13 protein-coding genes are annotated in these 20032 nt (G+C 71.0%); 4 read left to right on the plus strand and 9 right to left on the minus strand.

Going from position 1 to position 20032, the window contains the following annotated elements:
• Positions 1-65: 65 nt before the first annotated feature.
• The gene (locus OG965_RS17630; RefSeq protein WP_371653039.1) at positions 66-5036 is read right to left on the minus strand and encodes an NAD-glutamate dehydrogenase; all 4971 of its coding nucleotides are present in this window, start codon (positions 5034-5036) and stop codon (positions 66-68) included.
• Between the two features lie 503 nt (positions 5037-5539).
• On the opposite strand from OG965_RS17630, the gene OG965_RS17635 reads away from it, so the two are divergent.
• Positions 5540-6106 carry a DJ-1/PfpI family protein gene (locus tag OG965_RS17635; RefSeq protein ID WP_371653040.1) on the plus strand — a complete coding sequence of 189 codons (567 nt, stop codon included), beginning with the start codon at positions 5540-5542 and terminating at the stop codon, positions 6104-6106.
• A gap of 131 nt (positions 6107-6237) precedes the next feature.
• On the opposite strand, the gene OG965_RS17640 is transcribed toward OG965_RS17635, so the two are convergent.
• Together OG965_RS17640 and OG965_RS17645 are read right to left on the minus strand one after the other, a co-directional pair.
• Positions 6238-6912 (minus strand): HAD family hydrolase, encoded by a 675-nt coding sequence (locus tag OG965_RS17640; protein WP_371653041.1) that lies wholly within the window; start codon positions 6910-6912, stop codon positions 6238-6240.
• Positions 6913-6993: 81 nt separating this feature from the next.
• A complete protein-coding gene (locus OG965_RS17645; RefSeq protein ID WP_371653042.1) occupies positions 6994-7500 on the minus strand; it encodes a hypothetical protein in 507 nt (168 codons plus the stop codon).
• Between the two features lie 266 nt (positions 7501-7766).
• Between OG965_RS17645 and OG965_RS17650 the strand changes: the two genes are divergently transcribed.
• Positions 7767-8252 carry an Rv3235 family protein gene (locus OG965_RS17650; RefSeq protein WP_371653043.1) on the plus strand — a complete coding sequence of 162 codons (486 nt, stop codon included), beginning with the start codon at positions 7767-7769 and terminating at the stop codon, positions 8250-8252.
• Between the two features lie 29 nt (positions 8253-8281).
• Here OG965_RS17650 and secA read toward each other — a convergent pair whose 3' ends face one another.
• Positions 8282-11128: a preprotein translocase subunit SecA gene (secA, locus tag OG965_RS17655; protein WP_371653044.1), complete on the minus strand. Its 2847-nt coding sequence runs from the start codon at positions 11126-11128 to the stop codon at positions 8282-8284.
• A gap of 195 nt (positions 11129-11323) precedes the next feature.
• Here secA and OG965_RS17660 point away from each other — a divergent pair, with 195 nt between their 5' ends.
• Both OG965_RS17660 and OG965_RS17665 read left to right on the plus strand, forming a co-directional pair.
• Positions 11324-11959: a GNAT family N-acetyltransferase gene (locus tag OG965_RS17660; protein ID WP_371653045.1), complete on the plus strand. Its 636-nt coding sequence runs from the start codon at positions 11324-11326 to the stop codon at positions 11957-11959.
• A 73-nt stretch (positions 11960-12032) separates the two neighbouring features.
• Positions 12033-13202: a winged helix-turn-helix domain-containing protein gene (locus tag OG965_RS17665; RefSeq protein ID WP_371653046.1), complete on the plus strand. Its 1170-nt coding sequence runs from the start codon at positions 12033-12035 to the stop codon at positions 13200-13202.
• A gap of 50 nt (positions 13203-13252) precedes the next feature.
• Here the strand turns inward: OG965_RS17665 and OG965_RS17670 are convergent, their stop codons facing one another.
• The 5 genes from OG965_RS17670 to mtrB all read right to left on the minus strand — a co-directional run bounded on the left by OG965_RS17670 (position 13253) and on the right by mtrB (position 20032).
• A complete protein-coding gene (locus tag OG965_RS17670) occupies positions 13253-14005 on the minus strand; it encodes a response regulator (RefSeq protein ID WP_371653047.1) in 753 nt (250 codons plus the stop codon).
• A gap of 224 nt (positions 14006-14229) precedes the next feature.
• Positions 14230-14919, minus strand: coding sequence for a ribosome hibernation-promoting factor, HPF/YfiA family (gene hpf / locus OG965_RS17675; protein WP_371653048.1), 690 nt, complete (start codon positions 14917-14919; stop codon positions 14230-14232).
• A 322-nt stretch (positions 14920-15241) separates the two neighbouring features.
• Entirely contained in the window at positions 15242-15988 is a 747-nt protein-coding gene (locus tag OG965_RS17680; protein ID WP_371653049.1) for a ComF family protein, read from the minus strand.
• Positions 15989-16104: 116 nt separating this feature from the next.
• Positions 16105-17994 (minus strand): LpqB family beta-propeller domain-containing protein, encoded by a 1890-nt coding sequence (locus OG965_RS17685; protein WP_371653050.1) that lies wholly within the window; start codon positions 17992-17994, stop codon positions 16105-16107.
• Positions 17984-20032: an MtrAB system histidine kinase MtrB gene (gene mtrB / locus OG965_RS17690; RefSeq protein WP_371653051.1), complete on the minus strand. Its 2049-nt coding sequence runs from the start codon at positions 20030-20032 to the stop codon at positions 17984-17986. Before mtrB ends, OG965_RS17685 begins: the two co-directional genes overlap by 11 nt.

The raw sequence follows: 20032 nt of genomic DNA on the forward strand, positions 1-20032 counted from the left end.
GACGCGTTGCGTACGCCTGAGGGGCGGCCACCGGTCACAACCGGTGGCCGCCCCTCAGCCTTTGGCTAGCTGTGCGTACGCAGCAGCGTCCGCATGGTCCGCATCGCGACCGACAGGTTCGCGAGATCGAACGCGTCCGAGCCCTGGATCTCCTCCAGGGTGGTGCGGGCGCGGCCGAGGATCGCCGCGTTCTTCTCCTCCCAGGCCTTGAAGCGCTGCTCGGGCGACGAGGTGCCGTTGCCGACCGAGAGCACGTCCTGGGTGAGCCCCGCGTGCGCCGCGTACAGGTCCTCGCGGATGGAGGCGCGGGCCATGGACTGCCAGCGGTCGGCCCGCGGCAGCTCGATGATCCGGTCCATCAGCTGGGTGATCCGCAGCCGGTCCGCGAGGTCGTAGTACACCTCGGCGACGGCCAGCGGGTCCTTGCCGGTGCGGCCCGAGATCGCCACGATGTCGAGCGACGGGAACGCGGAGGAGAACCCGGCGACCCGGCGCGCGAGCACGTCCGGCACCCCGGCCGCGGTGAGCTCGTCCAGGATCGACTGGTACCACTCCAGGTCCGCGCCCTTGAGCATCTTCGCCAGCTCGCCCCAGACCTTCTCGACGCCCTCGGCGAAGTCGGTGATGGTCTCGGCGATCTGGAGCGGCTGCGGCCGGTTGTTGAGCAGCCAGCGCGTGCCGCGCTCGACCAGACGGCGCGAGTGCAGCCGGATGCGGGTCTGGACGTCGGCGTCGACCTTGTTGTCGAGCGCCTCGACCGCGTCCCACACCGCGCTCAGGCCGAAGATCTCGCGGGCCGCGGTCTGCGCCCGGACGATCTCCTCCATGGACGCGCCGGTCTCCTCCCGCAGTCGGTGCAGGAAGGTCGAACCACCGGTGTTGACCGTGTCGTTGACCAGGACCGTGGTGACGATCTCGCGGCGCAGCGCGTGCCCGTCGATGGCCTCGGCGAACTTCTCGCGCAGCTGCTTCGGGAAGTACGCGTGGAGCAGCTTCTGCAGGTACGGGTCGTCCGGCAGGTCCGTGTGGACCAGCTCGTCGGCCACCGTGATCTTGGTGTACGCGAGCAGGACGGCGAGCTCGGGCTGGCTGAGCCCGCGCCCGTTGTTGAGCAGCTCGCGGATCTGGCGGTCGGTCGGCAGGAACTCAAGACCCCGGTCCAGATGGCCGTCGCGCCCGAGGCGGCGCATGAACCGCTGGTGGGCGTGGAGCAGCGACGGCGACTGCGCGACCGCGTTGGCCAGGGCCGTGTTCTGCGCGTAGTTGTTGCGCAGCACCAGCTGGCCGACCTCGTCGGTCATCTGGGCGAGGATCTTGTTGCGCTGCTTGACGGTCATGTCGCCGTCCGTGACCAGACCGTTGAGCAGGATCTTGATGTTCACCTCGTGGTCGGAGGTGTCCACGCCCGCGCTGTTGTCGATCGCGTCGGTGTTGACCTTGCCGCCGTTGCGGTCGAACTCGATCCGGCCCAGCTGGGTCAGACCCAGGTTGCCGCCCTCGCCGACGACCTTGACCCGCAGGTCCTCGCCGTTGACGCGGATCGCGTCGTTGGCCTTGTCTCCGACGTCCGCGTTGGACTCGGCGGACGACTTCACATACGTACCGATGCCGCCGTTCCACAGCAGGTCCACCGGCGCCTTGAGGATCGCCTGCATCAGCTCGGCGGGCGTCAGCTTGGCGACGTCCGGCTCGATGCCGAGGGCCGCGCGCATCTGCGCGTTGACCGGGATCGACTTGGCGGTACGCGGGTGGATGCCGCCGCCCGCGGACAGCAGCTCCTTGTTGTAGTCCGCCCAGGAGCTGCGGGGCAGGTCGAACAGGCGGCGGCGCTCGGCGTACGAGACGGCCGCGTCCGGGGCCGGGTCGATGAAGATGTGGCGGTGGTCGAAGGCGGCCACCAGGCGGATGTGCTCGGAGAGCAGCATGCCGTTGCCGAACACGTCACCGGACATGTCACCGACACCCACGACCGTGAAGTCCTGGGTCTGGCTGTCGTGGCCGAGCTCGCGGAAGTGCCGCTTGACGGACTCCCAGGCACCGCGCGCGGTGATGCCCATGCCCTTGTGGTCGTATCCGGCGGAGCCGCCGGAGGCGAACGCGTCGCCGAGCCAGAAGTCGTAGCTGATCGCCACGTTGTTGGCGATGTCCGAGAAGGTCGCGGTGCCCTTGTCGGCGGCGACCACCAGGTAGGTGTCGTCCTCGTCGTGGCGCACCACGTCGGCCGGCGGCACGACCTCGCCCGCCACCAGGTTGTCGGTGATGTCGAGCAGCGCCGAGATGAACGTCTTGTACGAGGCGATGCCCTCGGCCAGCCACGCGTCGCGGTCCACGGACGGGTCCGGGAGCTGCTTGGCGACGAAGCCGCCCTTGGCGCCGACCGGCACGATGACGGTGTTCTTCACCATCTGCGCCTTGACCAGGCCGAGGATCTCCGTACGGAAGTCCTCGCGGCGGTCGGACCAGCGCAGACCACCGCGCGCGACCTTGCCGAAGCGCAGGTGCACGCCCTCGACGCGCGGCGAGTACACCCAGATCTCGAACGCCGGGCGGGGCGCCGGCAGGTCCGGGATGGCCTGCGGGTCGAACTTCATCGAGACGTACGCGTGGGGGTTGCCCTCGGCGTTCTTCTGGAAGTAGTTCGTCCGCAGCGTCGCCTTGATGACGGTGAGGAAGGAGCGCAGGATGCGGTCCTCGTCGAGCGAGGCGACCTGGTCGAGCGCCCCGTCCAGCTCTTCGAGCAGACCGTCGATGAGCTCGGTACCCGCGCTCTGGCGGCCCGGCGACATCCGCGCCTCGAAAAGCGAGACCAGCAGCCGGGTGGTGTGGACGTTGTCGCGGAGGGTGTCCTCCATATAGTCCTGGCTGAAGGTCGAACCGGCCTGGCGCAGGTACTTGGCGTAGGCGCGCAGCACCATCGCCTGGCGCCAGTTGAGCCCGGCGCGCAGCACCAGCGAGTTGAAGCCGTCGTTCTCGGCGGCGCCGGTCCAGGTGGCGGCGAAGGCCTCCTGGAAGCGCTCGCGGGCGTCGTCCGCGAGGTAGTCGCCGTTGCCGTTGAGCTTCTTCGGCAGGCGCAGGCCGAAGTCGTAGATCCACGCGTGCGTACGGTCCGCGCAGCGCAGCTCGTAGGGGCGCTCGTCGGTGACCTCGACGCCCAGGCGCTGGAGGACCGGCAGCACGGCCGAGAGCGAGACCTGCTCGCCGATGCGGTAGATCTTGAACCGGCGCTCACCGGGCGCCGCGTTGACCGGCTCGTACAGCGAGAGCGCGAAGTCCTTGCGGCCGTGGGTGAGCTGCTCCAGGTGGACCAGGTCGGCCACGGCGGCGCGCGGCGAGTGGTCGGCCTTGTAGCCCTCGGGGAAGGCGTGGCCGTAGCGGCGCAGCAGCTCGGCGGCGCGCTCCTCGCCGCACTCGGCGTTCAGCGCGTCCGAGAAGCCGTCGGCCCAGGAGCGGGCGGCCTCCACGAGCCGGGCCTCGATGCGCTCGGTGTCGGCGTCGGTGAGGTCGGGCAGCACGGTGCCCGCCGGCACGCGGACCACGAAGTGGAGCCGGGAGAGGATCGACTCGGTGTTCCAGGCGGTGAAGTCGACGCTGGTGCCGCCGAGCTCTTCCTTGAGGATGTCGATGAGCCGCAGCCGCACGCCCGTGGTGTAGCGGTCGCGGGGCAGGTAGATCAGCGCCGAGTAGTAGCGCCCGTACTCGTCCTGGCGCAGGTAGAGGCGCAGCCGGCGCCGCTCCTGGAGGTAGAGCACCGAGGTGACGATGGAGCGCAGCTGGTCGGCCGGGGTCTGGAACAGCTCGTCGCGCGGGTAGGTCTCCAGGATCTGGAGCAGGTCGCGGCCGTCGTGGCTGTTGGGCGAGAACCCGGCGCCGCGCAGCACCTCGTCGACCTTGCGGCGCACGACCGGGACGCGGCGGACCGACTCGGTGTACGCGGCCGAGGAGAACAGGCCGAGGAAGCGGCGCTCGCCGATCACGTTGCCGTTGTCGTCGAACTTCTTCACCCCGACGTAGTCGAGGTAGGAGGGCCGGTGCACGGTGGACCGGCTGTTGGCCTTGGTGAGCACCAGGAGCTTGTGCTCACGTGCCTTGGCGCGCGCGTCGGCGGGCAGCCGCTCGAACGACGGGCTGACCGGGTGCCTGTCGTCGCCCACGTGCTGCGGGTCGGAGCGCAGGATGCCGAGGCCGGTGCCGGGCACGGCCGCCAGCGAGTCGTCCTCGCGCAGCTCGTACTCGCGGTAGCCGAGGAAGGTGAAGTGGTCGTCGGAGAGCCAGCGCAGCAGCTCCCGGGCCTCGTCCACCTCCTCGTCGCGCAGGTCGCCGGCCTTGGGCTCCTTGGGGAGCTCGTCGGCGATGCGCAGCGAGGCGTCGCGCATCTTCTCCCAGTCCTCGACGGCTTCCCGTACGTCGGACAGCACCCGCAGCAGATCGGCGGTGATCTGCTTCAGGTCGGCGCGGTCCGTCTCACGGTCGATCTCGACGTGGATCCAGGACTCGGTGAGCGCGTCGTGCGGCAGGCCGCCGGTCTGGGCGGCGGTGTCCAGGACCTCGATGAGCTTGCCGGTCACATCGCGGCGGACCACGACCTGCGGGTGGATCACGACGTGGATGCCGCGGCTCTGGCGGGAGAGCTCGTTGGTGACGGAGTCCACGAGGAAGGGCATGTCGTCGGTGACGACCTCGACGACCGAGTGGCTGCACGTCCAGCCGTTCTCCTCGACGGTCGGGGTGTGCACCCGGACGCTCGCGGTGCCCTGCGGGCGGTTTTCGGCCAGCCTGTAGTGCGACAGGGCGGCGCCGAAGACGTCGACCGGGTCGCGGTCGGCCAGGTCCTCGGGAGCGGTGTGCAGGTAGTAGCGCTGGAGGTACCCGAGGACGACGTCCTGGCCAGGACCTTCCTCCCCCGTGGACCCGGTAGTGGCTGCCCGGTCCTGGGGGGCGCCCCCCAGACCGCCGGGGCCCCCCAACGGGCTGTTCTCAGCTACCCGGGCGGCCCGTGCGAGCAGCTCGGCCTTGGCTTCGTCCAGCTTGGTCTGCATGTCCTCTGGCTCCTGTCGCGCGCCGTTGCGTGACGTAGGTAGAAGCGGCGCAACGCCACGACGCGGGGTGTCCGGTCGAAGTCGACGTTATGCCGCGATGAGAGATGCCCGGGTCGTTACTGGCCATTTTCGGCGAAGGGCCCGGGATACGGGAATCAGCGAGGGCCCGGGCACTGTGGCACTCCGGGCGCAGGGCAGGGGCGTCAGTGCCCCTGCGGGATATCGCGCTGATCACGGGTCAAGGCTATCGTCCCGCCCCCCCGAACCGTCACGAGCCGTATGTGTACAAAAGCGGGGCCCGAAGTTTGACACTCTGGACAGCGACGCGCGCCGTCCGCGTGCCCTCTTGGCAAACCGGCCGGGCCGGGGCACGTTTGCCCCGTACGCGCGGTGCGCCGAGCGGCACCGCGCACCGCACCGCGCACACCCCGAGGAACAGCGGGGCGAAGAGCCCCGCGCACCCTGTACGAGCCAGGCACGCACGGTCGACTCCGGGAGCACCGATGGCAGCCAAGATCCTGATCGTGACCGGCGACGCGGCGGAGTCGCTGGAGGTCCTCTACCCCTACCAGCGGCTGCGCGAGGAGGGCTACGACGTCCACATCGCCGCCCCCGCCCGCAAGAAGCTCCAGTTCGTGATCCACGACTTCGAGCCGGGCTTCGACACGTACACCGAGAAGCCGGGCTACACCTGGCCGGCCGACCTGGCCTTCTCGGAAGTCGATCCCGGCCAGTACGCCGCACTGGTGATCCCGGGCGGCCGGGCGCCCGAATACCTGCGCAACGACCCCGAGCTGCGCAAGCTCCTGAAGGCCTTCTTCGACACGGACAAGCCGGTCGCCCAGATCTGTCACGGTCCCCTCCTGACCGCCGCGATCGGCGGCCTCAGCGGCCGCCGGGTCACCGCGTACCCCGCCCTCGAACTCGACATGCAGGCCGCCGGCGCCAGCTTCCGCGACGCGGAAACGGTCGTCGACGGCACCCTGGTCTCCGCCCGCGCCTGGCCGGACCACTCCGCCTGGATGCGGGAGTTCCTCACGGTGCTGCGGGCGAAGGCGCCGGTGACGTAGCCGGGCGCGGCACGCCCCCCTCTGAAACACCCCTGAGCGCCCCTGAACACCCCTGGGCGCCGTGTGCGGGGCGTCTCCGGGCGTCCCGCACCATCCGGCGCCGCAGAGCCCACCGGGTGCGTACGAGGCCGTCAGCCCGCCAGCAGCTCCGCCGTCTCGACCGCTTCCGCCAGCGTGTCCACCACCGGCACCCCCGCCATCGCGAGGCTGGCCCGGCTGTGCGATCCGCCGGTGAACAGCACCGCCCGCGCGCCTACGTGCGCCGCGGCCACGGCGTCGTCCACCGCGTCCCCGATCACCACGATCCGGTCGGCGGATATCCCCTCGCCCGCCTCCCGCAGCAGCGTCAGATGCCGCACCATGTGCTCGGCCTTGCTGCCGTGCGAGGGGCCGGTGCGTCCGTCGACCCTCAGGAAGTGCTCGGTGATGCCGTGCCGCCGCACGATCGGCACCAGGTGCTCGTGCGGCGCCATCGACAGCAGCGACTGGCTGCGCCCGGCCGCCCGCCGCGCGGCGAGCAGCTCGGCCGCGCCCGCCGTGAGCGCGCAGGCGTCCGCCCGGCGCCAGTAGTGCTTGTGGAACGCCTCGTCCATCACGAGCCACTCCGCCTCGGTCGGCAGCCGTCCCATCAGCCGCTCGTAGAAGCGGGGTATCGGCACGCAGTACAGCTCGCGGTACCGCTCCAGCGTGATCGGCTCCAGGCCGAGCTCCGCGAAGGCGGCGTTGGTCGCCTCGATGACCGCGGCGATGTCGTCGAGCAGTGTGCCGTTCCAGTCCCAGACCAGATGCGTCGTGCGCTTCCCCATGCCAGAACGGTACCCACCCCCACTGACAACGGACCCCGCTCGGGCCCATGAGGTGCCCAAGAGCGCAGGTCAGCGGGGCTGTCAGCCGATCAGGTTGGGAATCTCCTGCACCCCGAACCACAGCAGCTCGTGGTCCTCGGCCCCGTCGACCGTGAACTGCGCGTCGTCGTCGCCCTGGTCCGCCGCGCCCAGCGCGCCGGCCGCCGCGGCGACGTCGGTGACCGCGTCGTCCGAGTCCACGTGCACCGCGGCCGCCTTGGCCAGCGGCACCGGGCCGGGGATCCGCACCTCGCCCAGCGCGCTCGCGTCCAGACTGCGGTCGGGGTCGGCCGAGGCGGCCCCGTCGGGCACGTCCACGGCGACCACGACCCGGCGCCTGGCGGCCTCCGGATCCCCGGCGAGCAGCCGCAGCGACGCGGCCGCGGCCCGGCTCAGCGCCGCGTACTCCAGCTCCTCGATGTCGTCCGAGACGTACCACTCGCGCAGCCCCGGCGTGACGGCGTAGGCGGTCAGCGGGCCGGGGCCGAGCTCTCCCGCCGTGTGCGCCGTCGCGAGACCAGGGAGGGTCAGAGGGAGGTACACGCGCATGACAGGCCGCTCTTTTCTGGTCGGAAGACGCACTCAGGATACGTGCGGGAGTCCCCCTTCGGGTTGCCCGCGCGGCACCGGAGGCCTCGGGTGCATGGCGCCGGATTCCCCGCCGCGACCGGCCCCGCCAGGCCTCGCATCACCCTGATAGGTGAATCTCCCGGGCCCCGCCCCGCCCGTCCCGACGCCCTTGCGACCGGCGCCGCCGCCCCCGTACAAGATCCCCAACAGAAAGCTACTGGCCGGTATCAAAGGGGGCGACAGAGATGAACAGGACCGACAGGGCGCGGACCGACTCGCGGACCGACAGGACCCGACCTGCGGGCCGCGGCGACCGCGTGGGACCGGGCAGCGACCGGGTGGGACCGGGGCCCGGCAGGCCGGGCGCCACCGCCGCGCTCGCGCGGCGCCGACGGCTGCCCCGCTACTGGTTCGCGGAACGCCTGCTCGCCGTCCTCAGCGGCCACCGCCCGGTCCACTGGATGCTGGGGCACACCGTCGGCGAGGCGTACGAGCAACTGGTGCTGCTCGCCCCCGCCAGCCCGCTGCGGGCCTCGGGCCGGCCGGTGGTGCGGCACTGCGACGAGTACGTGCCCCAGCCGGGCGTCATCGAGGCGTTCGCCCGCATCGGCGCCGGCGACCACGTACGCGCCATGGCCTTCCGCCTGGAGCAGGGCGCCGACCTGCGCTGGCGCTGTGCGGCCGTAGAAGTGGGGCCGGGCACCCGTACGGTGCCCGGCCCCACCCGCTGACTGCGCGCCTCGCGGCTGCGCCCCTGCGGCTACTTCTTGCGGCGGCGGCCGCCCGTGCTCTTCTGGGCCTTGCGGCGCTCCGCGCGGGTCATGCCGTCGGCCTCGGAGCGGGCCGGCTCGTCGCCGTTGTCGAAGTCGCCCTCGACGACACCGCCCTCGCCGTCCACCGTCGGGGCGGAGAAGTGCAGCCGGTCCGGGCGCTGCGGGGCGTCCAGGCCCTTGGCCCGGATCTCCGGACGCGCCCCGGCGGGCTCCTTCTCCAGCGACGGCTTGTCGGAGGGCGCCGCGTCCTCGACCGGGACCTCCTCGACCTGCTGCTCGACCTGGACCTCCAGGTTGAACAGATAGCCGACGGACTCCTCCTTGATGCCGTCCATCATGGCGTTGAACATGTCGAAGCCCTCGCGCTGGTACTCGACCAGCGGGTCCTTCTGCGCCATGGCACGGAGGCCGATGCCCTCCTGGAGGTAGTCCATCTCGTAGAGGTGCTCGCGCCACTTGCGGTCGAGCACCGAGAGGACCACGCGCCGCTCCAGCTCACGCATGATCTCGGAGCCGAGCTGCTCCTCGCGCGCCGCGTACTGCTCGTGGATGTCGTCCTTGATGGACTCGGCGATGAACTCGGCGGTGATGCCCGCGCGGTCGCCCGCCGCCTCCTCCAGCTCCTCCACGGTGACCTTCACCGGGTAGAGCTGCTTGAAGGCGCCCCACAGCCGGTCCAGGTCCCACTCCTCGGCGAAGCCCTCGACGGTCTCCGCCTGGATGTAGGCGTCGATGGTGTCGTCCATGAAGTGCTGCACCTGCTCGTGCAGGTCCTCGCCCTCCAGGACGCGGCGGCGCTCGCCGTAGATGACCTCGCGCTGGCGGTTGAGCACCTCGTCGTACTTCAGGACGTTCTTACGCGTCTCGAAGTTCTGCTGCTCGACCTGCGACTGGGCCGACGCGATCGCGCGCGTCACCATCTTGTTCTCGATCGGCACGTCGTCCGGCACGTTCGCCATCGACATGACGCGCTCGACCATCTGGGCCTTGAACAGGCGCATCAGGTCGTCGCCGAGCGACAGGTAGAAGCGGGACTCGCCCGGGTCGCCCTGACGGCCGGAGCGGCCGCGCAGCTGGTTGTCGATCCGGCGCGACTCGTGCCGCTCGGTACCGAGGACGTAGAGACCGCCCAGCTCCGTGACCTCGTCGTGCTCGGCCTTGACGGCCTGCTCGGCCTTCTCCAGCGCGGCGGGCAGGGCCGCGGCCCACTCCTCGATGTGCTCCTCGGGGTCGAGGCCGCGCTGGCGCAGCTCCGCCTCGGCGAGGTCGTCCGGGTTGCCGCCGAGCTTGATGTCCGTACCACGGCCGGCCATGTTGGTGGCGACGGTGACGGCGCCCTTGCGGCCGGCCTGGGCGATGATCGGCGCCTCGCGCTCGTGCTGCTTGGCGTTGAGCACCTCGTGCGGGACACCGCGCTTGGCGAGCTGCTGCGAGAGGTACTCGGACTTCTCGACCGAGGTGGTGCCGACCAGGATCGGCTGGCCCTTCTCGTGCTTGTCGGCGATGTCGTCGACGACCGCCTCGAACTTCGCGACCTCGGTGCGGTAGATCAGGTCGGACTGGTCCTTGCGGACCATCGGGCGGTTGGTCGGGATCGGGACGACACCGAGCTTGTAGATCTGGTGGAACTCGGCCGCCTCGGTCATCGCCGTACCGGTCATGCCGGAGAGGCCGGGCTCTTCCTTGCCCTCCTGGTCGTGACGCTTGTAGAGGCGGAAGAAGTTCTGCAGGGTGATCGTGGCGAGGGTCTGGTTCTCGTCCTTGATGTCCACCCCTTCCTTCGCCTCGATCGCCTGGTGCATGCCCTCGTTGTAGCGGCGGCCGGCGAGGATACGGCCGGTGTGCTCGTCGACGATCATGACTTCGCCGTCCATGACGACGTAGTCCTTGTCCTTCTTGAACAGTTCCTTCGCCTTGATGGCGTTGTTCAGGTAGCCGACGAGCGGGGTGTTCACCGACTCGTAGAGGTTGTCGATGCCCAGCCAGTCCTCGACCTTGGCGACGCCGGGCTCGTGGATGGCGACGGTGCGCTTCTTCTCGTCGACCTCGTAGTCGCCGGTCTCCTCGATGCCCTTCAGCGGGTTCCCCGCCTCACCCTTGGTGAGGCGCGTGACCAGCTTGGCGAAGTCGCCGTACCACTTGGTGGCCTGGTCGGCCGGGCCGGAGATGATCAGCGGCGTACGCGCCTCGTCGACCAGGATCGAGTCGACCTCGTCGACGATCGCGAAGTTGTGGCCGCGCTGGACGAGCTCTTCCTGGGACCACGCCATGTTGTCGCGCAGGTAGTCGAAGCCGAACTCGTTGTTCGTGCCGTACGTGATGTCGCAGGCGTACATCGCGCGGCGCTCGGCGGGCGACATGTTGGCCAGGATGCAGCCGACCTCAAGACCGAGGAACTTGTGCACCCGGCCCATCATCTCGGAGTCGCGCTCGGCCAGGTAGTCGTTGACCGTGATCAGGTGCACGCCCTTGCCGGAGAGCGCGTTGAGGTACGCCGGGAGCGTGCCGACGAGGGTCTTGCCCTCACCGGTCTTCATCTCGGCGACATAGCCGAGGTGCAGCGCGGCGCCGCCCATCATCTGGACGTCGTAGTGGCGCTGTCCGAGGACGCGCTTGGCGGCCTCGCGGACGGTGGCGAAGGCTTCCGGGAGCAGGTCGTCCAGGCTCTCGCCGTTCGCGTACCGCTCCTTGTACTCGTCGGTGAGGGCACGGAGCTCGGCGTCGGAGAGGTTCACGAAGTCCTCTTCGATGGAGTTGACCTGGTCCGCGATGCGGTGCAGCTTGCGCAGGATCTTGCCTTCGCCTGCACGCATGAGCTTTGAGAGGACGGACACGGGGGTTGGTCTCCTTGCCGGTCGGGCCTGGCGCGGTCGAGTACGGTTGACTACTTCTGGGCAACGGCCATCGTATGCGAGGACCCGCCCACGCCGGGAGGTCTGCCATGACGACAACGGACAGGGCGCCCGGAAGGTGCCGGGAAACACGAAAAGCCCTGGCGTGCGATCCGGCCCCGCGCGGAGAATCGGCCGATGGACCCAGTCATCCTCAGCACCGAGCGCCTGCTGCTGCGCCCCGTCGGCCCGCAGGACGCGGACGGGGCGTACGCGGCCTGTCAGGACCCCGACATCCAGCGCTGGACCACCGTCCCCTCGCCGTACCTGCGCGAGCACGCCGAGGCCTTCACCGGCACCTTCGCGCCCAACGGCTGGCGGGACGACTCCGAATTCACGTTCGCGGTACGTCTTAGGGATACCTCCGGGGCGGGTGAGGCCGACGAGGTCGCCGGGACCGGTGCGACTGAGGGGGCGGCGGCAGAAGGCGCACTGGTGGCGATGGTCGGCGTCATGCGACGCGGCGAGAACGTCGCCGAGCTGGGGTTCTGGGCGGCCAAGGAGCACCGGGGCCGCGGCTATATGACCGAAGCTGCGGTGGCGGCGGCCCGCTGGGCCTTCGAGTCGGCGGGCGTCGAGCGCCTGGAGTGGCGGGCGGAGGTCGGCAACGCGGCCTCGCGCGCGGTGGCCGAGAAGGCGGGCTTCACCATGGAGGGCACCCTGCGCGCGGCCCTCGTCCACGGCGGCACCCGCCGCGACAGCTGGGTGGGCGGCCTCCTCCCCAGCGACCTGGGCCTGCCCACCACGCGCGCGTACCTGCCGTCCCGGGGGTGAGGCGAGCGCGGCCGGGCCCCGGCCGGGGACGCTCCCCGGTGGATTGTCAGTGCCGCCGTCTATCGTGCGGAACATGACCAGCCTGCCGCGTCCCGCCGCCCAACTCTCCGCCGACGAGGCCCGCCGCATCGCCCTGCGCGCCCAGGGCTTCATGGGCGCCCCCGACCGCAGGGGCGGGGTGCGGGGCGTGCTGCGCCACCTGGGCGCGGTCCAGCTCGACACGATCTCGGTCCTCGCCCGGTCGCACGAGCTGATTCCGTACGCACGCCTGGGCGCGGTGGGCCGCAAGGCGGTGGACGGGGCGTACTGGACGGACGGCCACGCCTTCGAGTACTGGTCGCATGCCGCCTGCATCCTCCCCGTGGAGGAGTGGCCGCACTTCGCCTTCCGCCGGCGCGCCTACCGCTCCCGCCCGCACTGGCACCACGACCTGCCCGACGGGGCGTACGAGCAGGTGATCAAGCAGCTGCGGGCCGAAGGCCCGCTGACCGCGACGGACTTGGGCGGCGCCAAGAACAAGGGCGAGTGGTGGGACTGGTCGGAGTCCAAGGTCGCCGTCGAACGCGCGCTGATGTACGGCGAGGTGGTGTGCACCGAACGACGCGGCTGGAAGCGGGTGTACGACCTGGCCGAGCGCGCCATCCCGGACGCCTTCCTCCACGACGAGCTGGACGACACCGAGTGCCTGCGCCGACTCGTCGCGCTGGCGGGCCGCTCCCTCGGCGTCGGCACGCGCGCGGACATCGCGGACTACCACCGCCTGAAGGGCGAGCAGGTGGACGCGGTGATCGCCGACTCCGGCCTGGTGCCCGTCACCGTCCAGGGCTGGGACAAGGCCGCCTGGGCGGACCCTGAGGCGCTGGCCACCGAGCCGCGCGGACGCCACCGCACCACGCTCCTGTCGCCCTTCGACTCGCTCATCTGGGACCGCGCGCGCACCGAGCGGATCTTCGGCTTCAGCCACCGGCTGGAGGCCTACACCCCCAAGCCGAAGCGGGTGTACGGATACTTCGCGATGCCCCTGCTTGCGGGCGGCAGGCTGCTCGGCCGCGCCGACCCCGCCCGTGAGGGCCGCACGCTGGTGGCCAAGCAGGTCTCCCTGGACACACCGAAGGCCATAGCCCCGATGGCCCAGGCCCTGCTGGAGGCGGCGCAGTGGGTGGGCTGCGACGCCGTACGGATCGAGCGCGCCGACACCCCGGGGATCGCCCGGGAGCTGACGGCGGCGATCGCGGCGGCCTGAGCCGAGCCCGGCCAAAGGAGCGCCGCGCGGCGGATCGGTCCGGGCAGGCCCTAGCGGATCTCCAGAATCTTCTCCCGCATCGCGTAGACCACCGCCTCCATCCTGGAGTGCAGCTGCAGCTTCTCCAGGATGTTGCGGACGTGGTTCTTCACGGTGTTCTCGGAGATGAACAACTCCTTGGCGATGTCGCGGTTGTTCATCCCCGTGGCGACGAGCTTGAGCACCTCAAGCTCGCGGTCGGTGAGCCTCGGCGCGGGCACCAGCCGGCGCTCGTCGGTGCGCTGGATCATCGACTTGAACTCGGTGAGCAGCTTCGACGCCATCGACGGGCTGATCTGGGACTGGCCGTCCGCCACCGCCCGGATCGCGGTCGCCACCTCGTCGGTGGAGATCTCCTTGAGGAGGTAGCCCGTCGCACCCGCCTTGATCGCGTCGTAGAGGTCGGCCTCCTCGTCGCTGATCGTCAGCATGATGATCTTCGCGCTGGGGGCCACCTCCTTGATGGAGGTGCAGGCCTCGATCCCGCCGCGCCTCGGCATCCGTACGTCCATCAGCACGATGTCGGGAAGCAGGTCCGCCGCCTTGTCCACGGCCTCCGCCCCGTCGCCCGCCTCGCCGACGACCTGGATGTCCTCCTCCGCGGCCAGCACGATCTCCAGGCCCCGGCGGAACAGCGCGTGGTCGTCGACGACCAGGACCCGGATCGGCTCCTTGCGCGATCCGGAGGCTTCCATGCCGGTGGGAGCCCCGTCAGAACCGTCCGGGGCCGACCCGTCGTGCACCGGCCCGAAGCTGTCTGCCATCGTTCCTCCCCCTGAAGGCCATGGCCCGAGTTGGTGTTGCTGCACCAACCGCGCTCCGAGGAGGAGCGGTTGGCGTGCGACGCCATGATTTCATGCCCGGCCGACAGAGCGGTGGTCCAGTAGTCGCACAATGGTGCCCCTGGGGGCGCACAAGCGCTCCAGGGGCATCACCGCACTCTGGTACGGCGCGCCGCACGGATCCGTTCAGCGCGCCGCCGACCTGGTCATCCGCCGAGCGCTCCACCGGCGCCGCCCGCGTCCTCACCGGCGAGCGGGTCCGATTCCAGATGAATCACGCCGTAGTCGTAGGCGTGCCGCCGGTAGACGACACTGGGCTGCTTCGTCTCGGAGTCGACGAAGAGGTAGAAGTCGTGCCCGACCAGCTCCATCTCGTAGAGCGCCTGGTCGAGCGTCATCGGGGCGGCGACATGGGTCTTCTCGCGGACCACAAGCGGGCCTTCGCCCTGGACTTCGACCGATCCCATCCGGGTGATGGGGACGCCCTCCTCCGGCGTACGGTTCACGAGCTCCCCACTTCCGTTCAGCTCCGCGGCGTCCGGCACCACGACGGCCACTTCGGCAGCCGACAGCCGACCGCTGCCCCTGCGCGTGTAGCGCTTGTCGTGCTGCTTGCGCAGCCGCGCCTCCAGCTTGCTGTGGGCCAGGTCGAGGGCTGCGTACGGGTCGCCTGCCGCCGCCTCCGCCCGGATCACCGGGCCACGCGAGTGCAGCGTGATCTCCACTCGGTCAGAACGGTCGGCCTGCCGCGGGTTGTGTTCCTTGGACACCTCGACGTCGAGGCTGATTACCTTGCCGTCGAGCTTCTGGATCTTCTCCAGCTTCAGCTTCTCGGCCACGTGCTTGCGGAACCGCTCGGGTACCTCTGTCTTGCGGCCCTTGACGACGATGTCCACGCAGAACTCCGTTCCCGGATCACTCCGCCTTCACTGCGGAGCATCTCCCTCTTGCACCAGACTCCGGTGACCACCGGAGTCTCGGACTGGGCGACTTTCACCTCCTCCTCCCCCGTGGGGAAGATCGCCACCCCACCGACTTCAGGGTCGGGGAAATACCCAGAAGGCCGTGCATTCAGTGAGGCTCAGCTCTCGCCATTCCTCACAACCGAACATAGCTCGCTCGGACGGGTGTCGGCACCCGCTACTCGCACGTACCTCCGTTCCGGTGTTTTCTCCCTCTCACTACCTGCAACGATGCAAGTTCCCTGTCAGTTCCGGTTTATTCGAAGGATGCCGCGGTGGACGCGACGACCGCGGCCGCCGCCGTTCGTCGTGCGAATCCCGGAATCGTGTGCGGCGGGGCATCGACGGCCGCCCCGGTCGCCGTCCTGCCGGCGCCCGTGACGGCCCGGGCCGCCTCCACCAGTGAGGCTCCCGTGGTCATCAGGTCGTCCACCAGGACCACCCGGCCGCCCTCCAGCAGCCTGTCACCGCCCGCCGGCACCTCCAGCGCCCCGCTCAGATTCGCCAGCCGCTGCCGGGCGCTCAGCCCCGACTGGTCCGCCACCGCACGCCGCTGGCGCAGCACCGCCGCCACGCGCGCGTCCGTGCCCGTACGCCGCAATTCCCCGGCCGCCGCCAGGGCGATCCGGCGTGCCGGATCATGCCCGCGCGCCCGCACCGCCCGCCGCGCCGACGGCACCGGCACGAGCAGCAGCGGCCCGTCCCGGGGCGCTCCGGCGGCCGCGCGCACCGCGCCCGCGAGCGCCTGCCCGAGGGCCCCGGCCAGCCCCAGGGCGCCCCGTTCCTTGTGCGCGAGCAGCACCGCCCGTACGGCGTCCTCGTACACGGCCGCCGCGTACACCACCGGCAGTCCCGCGGGCTCGGGGGCAGGCCGGACCCGCCGTGCCCGCACACCGAGCAGCGCCGCCGCACACCGCTCGCACAGCGCGGTACGGGGACTGCCGCAGCCGCCGCAGGCAACCGGCAGCACCAGCCCGGAGATCTCCTGCCACCATCCCCGCATGGCATCCACTCTGCCAACAGGAAGGCGGCCCGGCCACCCCTGTGGACAACCCACCGGGGCGACCGAGCCACCGTCACCGGAACGATCGAGCGTCCACCGCCGGGGCGGCGGGGCCGTCAGCCCGGGTAGACCGGCGAGGAGCCCGTCTTGACCGCCGTCTTCCAGTTGGCGCCCGGCGGCAGCCGTACGATGCCGTCCTCCTTCGAGTGCGCCACCAGCGGCAGCCGCTCGTCGTCCGCGGCGGCGATCTCGGTCACCCGGTTGGCGCCCGGCAGATTGCCCGCGGCCGAAAGCGAGCCGTCCGTCTGCATATAGCGCAGCTGCTGCTGGAGCCCGCCGGACTCCTTGCCGACCACGACGAGGCGGCTGCGACCGGCCCAGGAAACGGCCGTCACATCCTCCATCTGCGGCGCTCCGGGGCGCAGTTCCACCACGGAGACCTGCGGGTGCTCCGGGTCGCCGATCCGCTCCACGCGGCCGATCCGCAGCGTCGTGTGGCCGCCCTCGTTCACCAGGAGCGCGATCCGCACCCCGTCCGCCGACATCCGCACCTGCTCGATGCGCGCCCCGTTCAGACCGGCGACATCGACCTCCTGCGGCTGGCCCTCGCCATGGTCGAGGCGGAGCAGCCGGAGGTGGCCCGGGTCCCGGTCGGCCACCCACAGGTCGTTGCGCCCGTCCCAACTCGGCGCCGAGAGCCCGTCCTTCGGGTCCTTGCTCTGGCTGGTCACGAGCGTCTTCACCAGCTCGCCGTCGTACACGATCGGCGCCACGTACATCGAGCGGCCGTCGGTCGTCACCCCCGCCGCGCGCCTCTCGTCCCGCTCCACGGCGACCGTACGCAGCCGCTGCTCGGCCCGGCCGAACGGCCCGGGCACCAGCTCGGTGACCACGTCCCCGTCCGTGCTGTCGACGCCGTCGGTGCTGTCCGCACTGTCACGCGCACCGGCGCGCATCCGCGCGAGGCGCCCCTGCGCGTCCACGAAGTACTGGCCGGGCTTGGGCGAGATGCGGTCCGGGGCGTACCCCTCGGCCTGGTCGCCGCCGAGCACGCACAGCTGCGAGCCGTTCGCCCGGTCCAGCTCCACCTGGCCGACCCGGGTCGCCGTCAGATCCCGCAGCGTGAACAGCAGTTGGGCCGCCATCTTGCGGCACTGGCTCCCGCCGACGTTGGACGCCCGCTCGTTGAGCGGCACCTTCAGCGCGTTGCGGTCGTCGAACGAGAGCGACTTGGTGCCCTCCTTCAGCGCCGTACCGCTCGGGAAGCGCGAACCCACCACCGGCCGCAGCCAGTTGGTCGGCCCCTCCAGAACGGCCATGACCGTCTGGGTGACCAGGTTCATCTGCGTCTCGGGATCGTTGCGCTGACGCACGTACACCGGATCGGCGACCAGCCGGTCCTGCCCCGACGCGAAGTAGTACTTGTTGACGGAACGGTAGATGCGCTGGAAGTCCGACTGGCCCAGCAGCAGCCCCTCGGGCAGGGCGTCGATGCGCCATTCCTTGCCGCTGGGCGTGTTCTGCCGTACGAGATGGATCGTCTCGTTGTACGCCGACTTCTGCCCGGCCGGCTGGTAGGCGTGCTGCTTGTCCACCACGGCGACCGGCTTCCCGGTCACCCTGAACGTGAAGCTCGAACTGTCGTCCTTGTCGTTGGTCCGGTTCGGCTGCGGGTTCGGCCCGTCGGCCAGCACCGTGGTCGCCAGATCCGGCTTCCAGGTCCGCGCGGCCTGCGGCGTCAGATACTTGCGGGCCGTCGCGAACTGCGGGTCGTCACTGGTCATCGCCTCCAGGAACCCGTCGACTATCTCGTCGGCGGCCGCCCCCTCGCGCGGCGGCACCGCGTACACCTGCACCTGCGAGTCGGCGCGCTGCGAGGCCTGCACCGCGTGCACGTCACCGCTGTCGGGCATCGACGCGCACCCCGCCACCAGCACACCGCCGCAGCCCAGCAGCGCGGCCGACCGCAGCCGACGGCCGCGGCCCCTCCCCCGATCAGCGCCCACGAGCCGATTCCTCCTGGTCGGCGGCTGCCGGGGCAGCCGCTCTGTCAGCAGCCTGCGATGGTACGGATTCGCCCTCCACGCGCGCGTCACTGACCCGGGGCACCACTCTGGCCCCGCCGCCACCGGGCAGCGCGGTCGGATCGGCGGCCGGCCCGGACGTCCTCGGCGGGGCCGGGGGCCGGGGCGGCACGGGCAGCGAGGAGCGGGTGGCGGCGGGCTGGACGGGCACGCTCGCCAGCCGCAGCCCGTTGCCCTGCTCAGCGGCCGCGCCCTGGCGGGCACGCTCGCGCGCGGCCCGCGAGTCCTCCGGCTCCAGCGGTATCGGTGATCCGCGCAGCGGCTCGTCGGCCGTACGCGGCAGCGTCAGCCGGAACTGGGAGCCGCCACCGGGCTCGCCCCAGGCCTGCAGCCAGCCGCCGTGCAGCCGCGCGTCCTCGACCGCGATCGACAGTCCCAGACCGGTGCCTCCGGTCGTCCTGGCCCGGGCCGGGTCGGCCCGCCAGAAGCGGTTGAACACCCGGGTCGCCTCGCCCGGCTTCAGGCCCACGCCGTAGTCGCGCACCGCGATCGCGACGGCGCCGCCGGCCGTGCCCATCCGCACCACCACGTCCCGGCCCTCGCCGTGCTCCACGGCGTTGACCACGAGGTTGCGCAGCACCCGCTCGACCCTTCGGGCGTCGGCCTCCGCGACCACCGGCTGGTCGTCCCCGACCACCCGTATCCGGGTGCCCTTGCGCTCGGCGAGCGGCTCGGCACCCTCGATCACCCGTCGTACGACGTTCCGCAGGTCTATCGGCTCGGCCTCCAGGGCCGCCGCGCCCGCGTCGAACCGGCTGATCTCCAGCAGGTCGGCGAGCAGCGACTCGAACCGGTCGAGCTGCCCGGCCAGCAGCTCCGCCGACCGCGCCGTCACCGGATCGAAGTCGACGCGCGCGTCATGGATGACGTCCGCGGCCATCCGTACGGTCGTCAGCGGCGTACGCAGCTCGTGCGAGACGTCCGAGACGAACCGCCGCTGCATCCGCGACAACTCCTCCAGCTGCTGGATCTTGATCTGGAGGTTCTGCGCCATCTTGTTGAAGGCCTCACCGAGCCGCGCGATGTCGTCCTCGCCGGTGACCTTCATCCGCTCCTGGAGCTTGGCCGCGGAGAGCCGCTCCGCGATCTGCGCAGCCATCCGGACCGGGGTGACGACCTGCCGCACCACCAGCCAGGCGATCGCCCCGAGAAGCACCACCAGGAACAGCCCGGCGGTCGCAAGGGTGCCCTTGACCAGGCTCAGCGTCTTCTCCTCCTGCGCCAGCGGGAAGAGGTAGTACAGCTGGTAGGCCTGGCCGTCGACGTCCTTCAGCTTGGTCCCGATGACCAGCCCCGGCTTGGACTCCTGCCCGTCGAGGTACTTGATCGAGGCGTACGTCTTGAACGCGCCCGTGCCCTGGTCGACGTTTTCCCGCAGGCTCTGCGGGACGCTGGAGACCGGGTCCACGCCGCCCGAGGCGCGCGGGCCCCGGTTGCTGGAGGGCGAGTCCTCGGAGTCGGCGCTCAGCGCGACCACGTAGAACGCACCCTGCCCGCCGCTGGCGAGCTGGGTCACCAGCTCGCTGCGCCAGGTCACCGAGCTTCCGGCCCGCCCGTCCGAGCCGCCGTCGTCCTGTCCGCCCGGCGCCGCCGGGGCGCTGGCCTTGTCCTTGGCCACGGCGAAGCCGCCCGCGGACTGGCTCTCGGACGCCTTCTCCTTGGTGACGAGGAGCCCGTTGCGCACCTGACCGATGACAACGAACCCGAGCAGCAGCACCACACCCAGCGACATCAGCAGGGTGGAGGCGACCACCCGCAGCTGGATGTTGCGCCGCCACAGCCGCACCGCGGGCAGCAACGGACGCCGCACCCAGCGCACAAAGAGCCTCAGCACGGGGCTGCCGGGCGTGCCCTCCTGGAGGATCCGCCCGCCCCATGACTTCTTACGTCCCTCACCAGCAGCCCGCCCCCCACGGACCCCGGGCTTCCCGGGCTTCGGAGCAGCACCGCCGCGGGACAT

The sequence above is a fragment of the Streptomyces sp. NBC_00224 genome (genome assembly GCF_041435195.1).
GTDB lineage: Bacteria > Actinomycetota > Actinomycetes > Streptomycetales > Streptomycetaceae > Streptomyces.

Bases quoted from the DNA above. Each gene is read 5' to 3' on its own strand.
- OG965_RS17630 (WP_371653039.1), bottom strand. From the start codon at position 5,036: ATGCAGACCAAGCTGGACGAAGCCAAGGCCGAGCTGCTCGCACGGGCC.
- OG965_RS17635 (WP_371653040.1), top strand. From the start codon at position 5,540: ATGGCAGCCAAGATCCTGATCGTGACCGGCGACGCGGCGGAGTCGCTG.
- OG965_RS17640 (WP_371653041.1), bottom strand. From the start codon at position 6,912: ATGGGGAAGCGCACGACGCATCTGGTCTGGGACTGGAACGGCACACTG.
- OG965_RS17645 (WP_371653042.1), bottom strand. From the start codon at position 7,500: ATGCGCGTGTACCTCCCTCTGACCCTCCCTGGTCTCGCGACGGCGCAC.
- OG965_RS17650 (WP_371653043.1), top strand. From the start codon at position 7,767: ATGAACAGGACCGACAGGGCGCGGACCGACTCGCGGACCGACAGGACC.
- OG965_RS17660 (WP_371653045.1), top strand. From the start codon at position 11,324: ATGGACCCAGTCATCCTCAGCACCGAGCGCCTGCTGCTGCGCCCCGTC.
- OG965_RS17665 (WP_371653046.1), top strand. From the start codon at position 12,033: ATGACCAGCCTGCCGCGTCCCGCCGCCCAACTCTCCGCCGACGAGGCC.
- OG965_RS17670 (WP_371653047.1), bottom strand. From the start codon at position 14,005: ATGGCAGACAGCTTCGGGCCGGTGCACGACGGGTCGGCCCCGGACGGT.
- OG965_RS17680 (WP_371653049.1), bottom strand. From the start codon at position 15,988: ATGCGGGGATGGTGGCAGGAGATCTCCGGGCTGGTGCTGCCGGTTGCC.
- mtrB (WP_371653051.1), bottom strand. From the start codon at position 20,032: ATGTCCCGCGGCGGTGCTGCTCCGAAGCCCGGGAAGCCCGGGGTCCGT.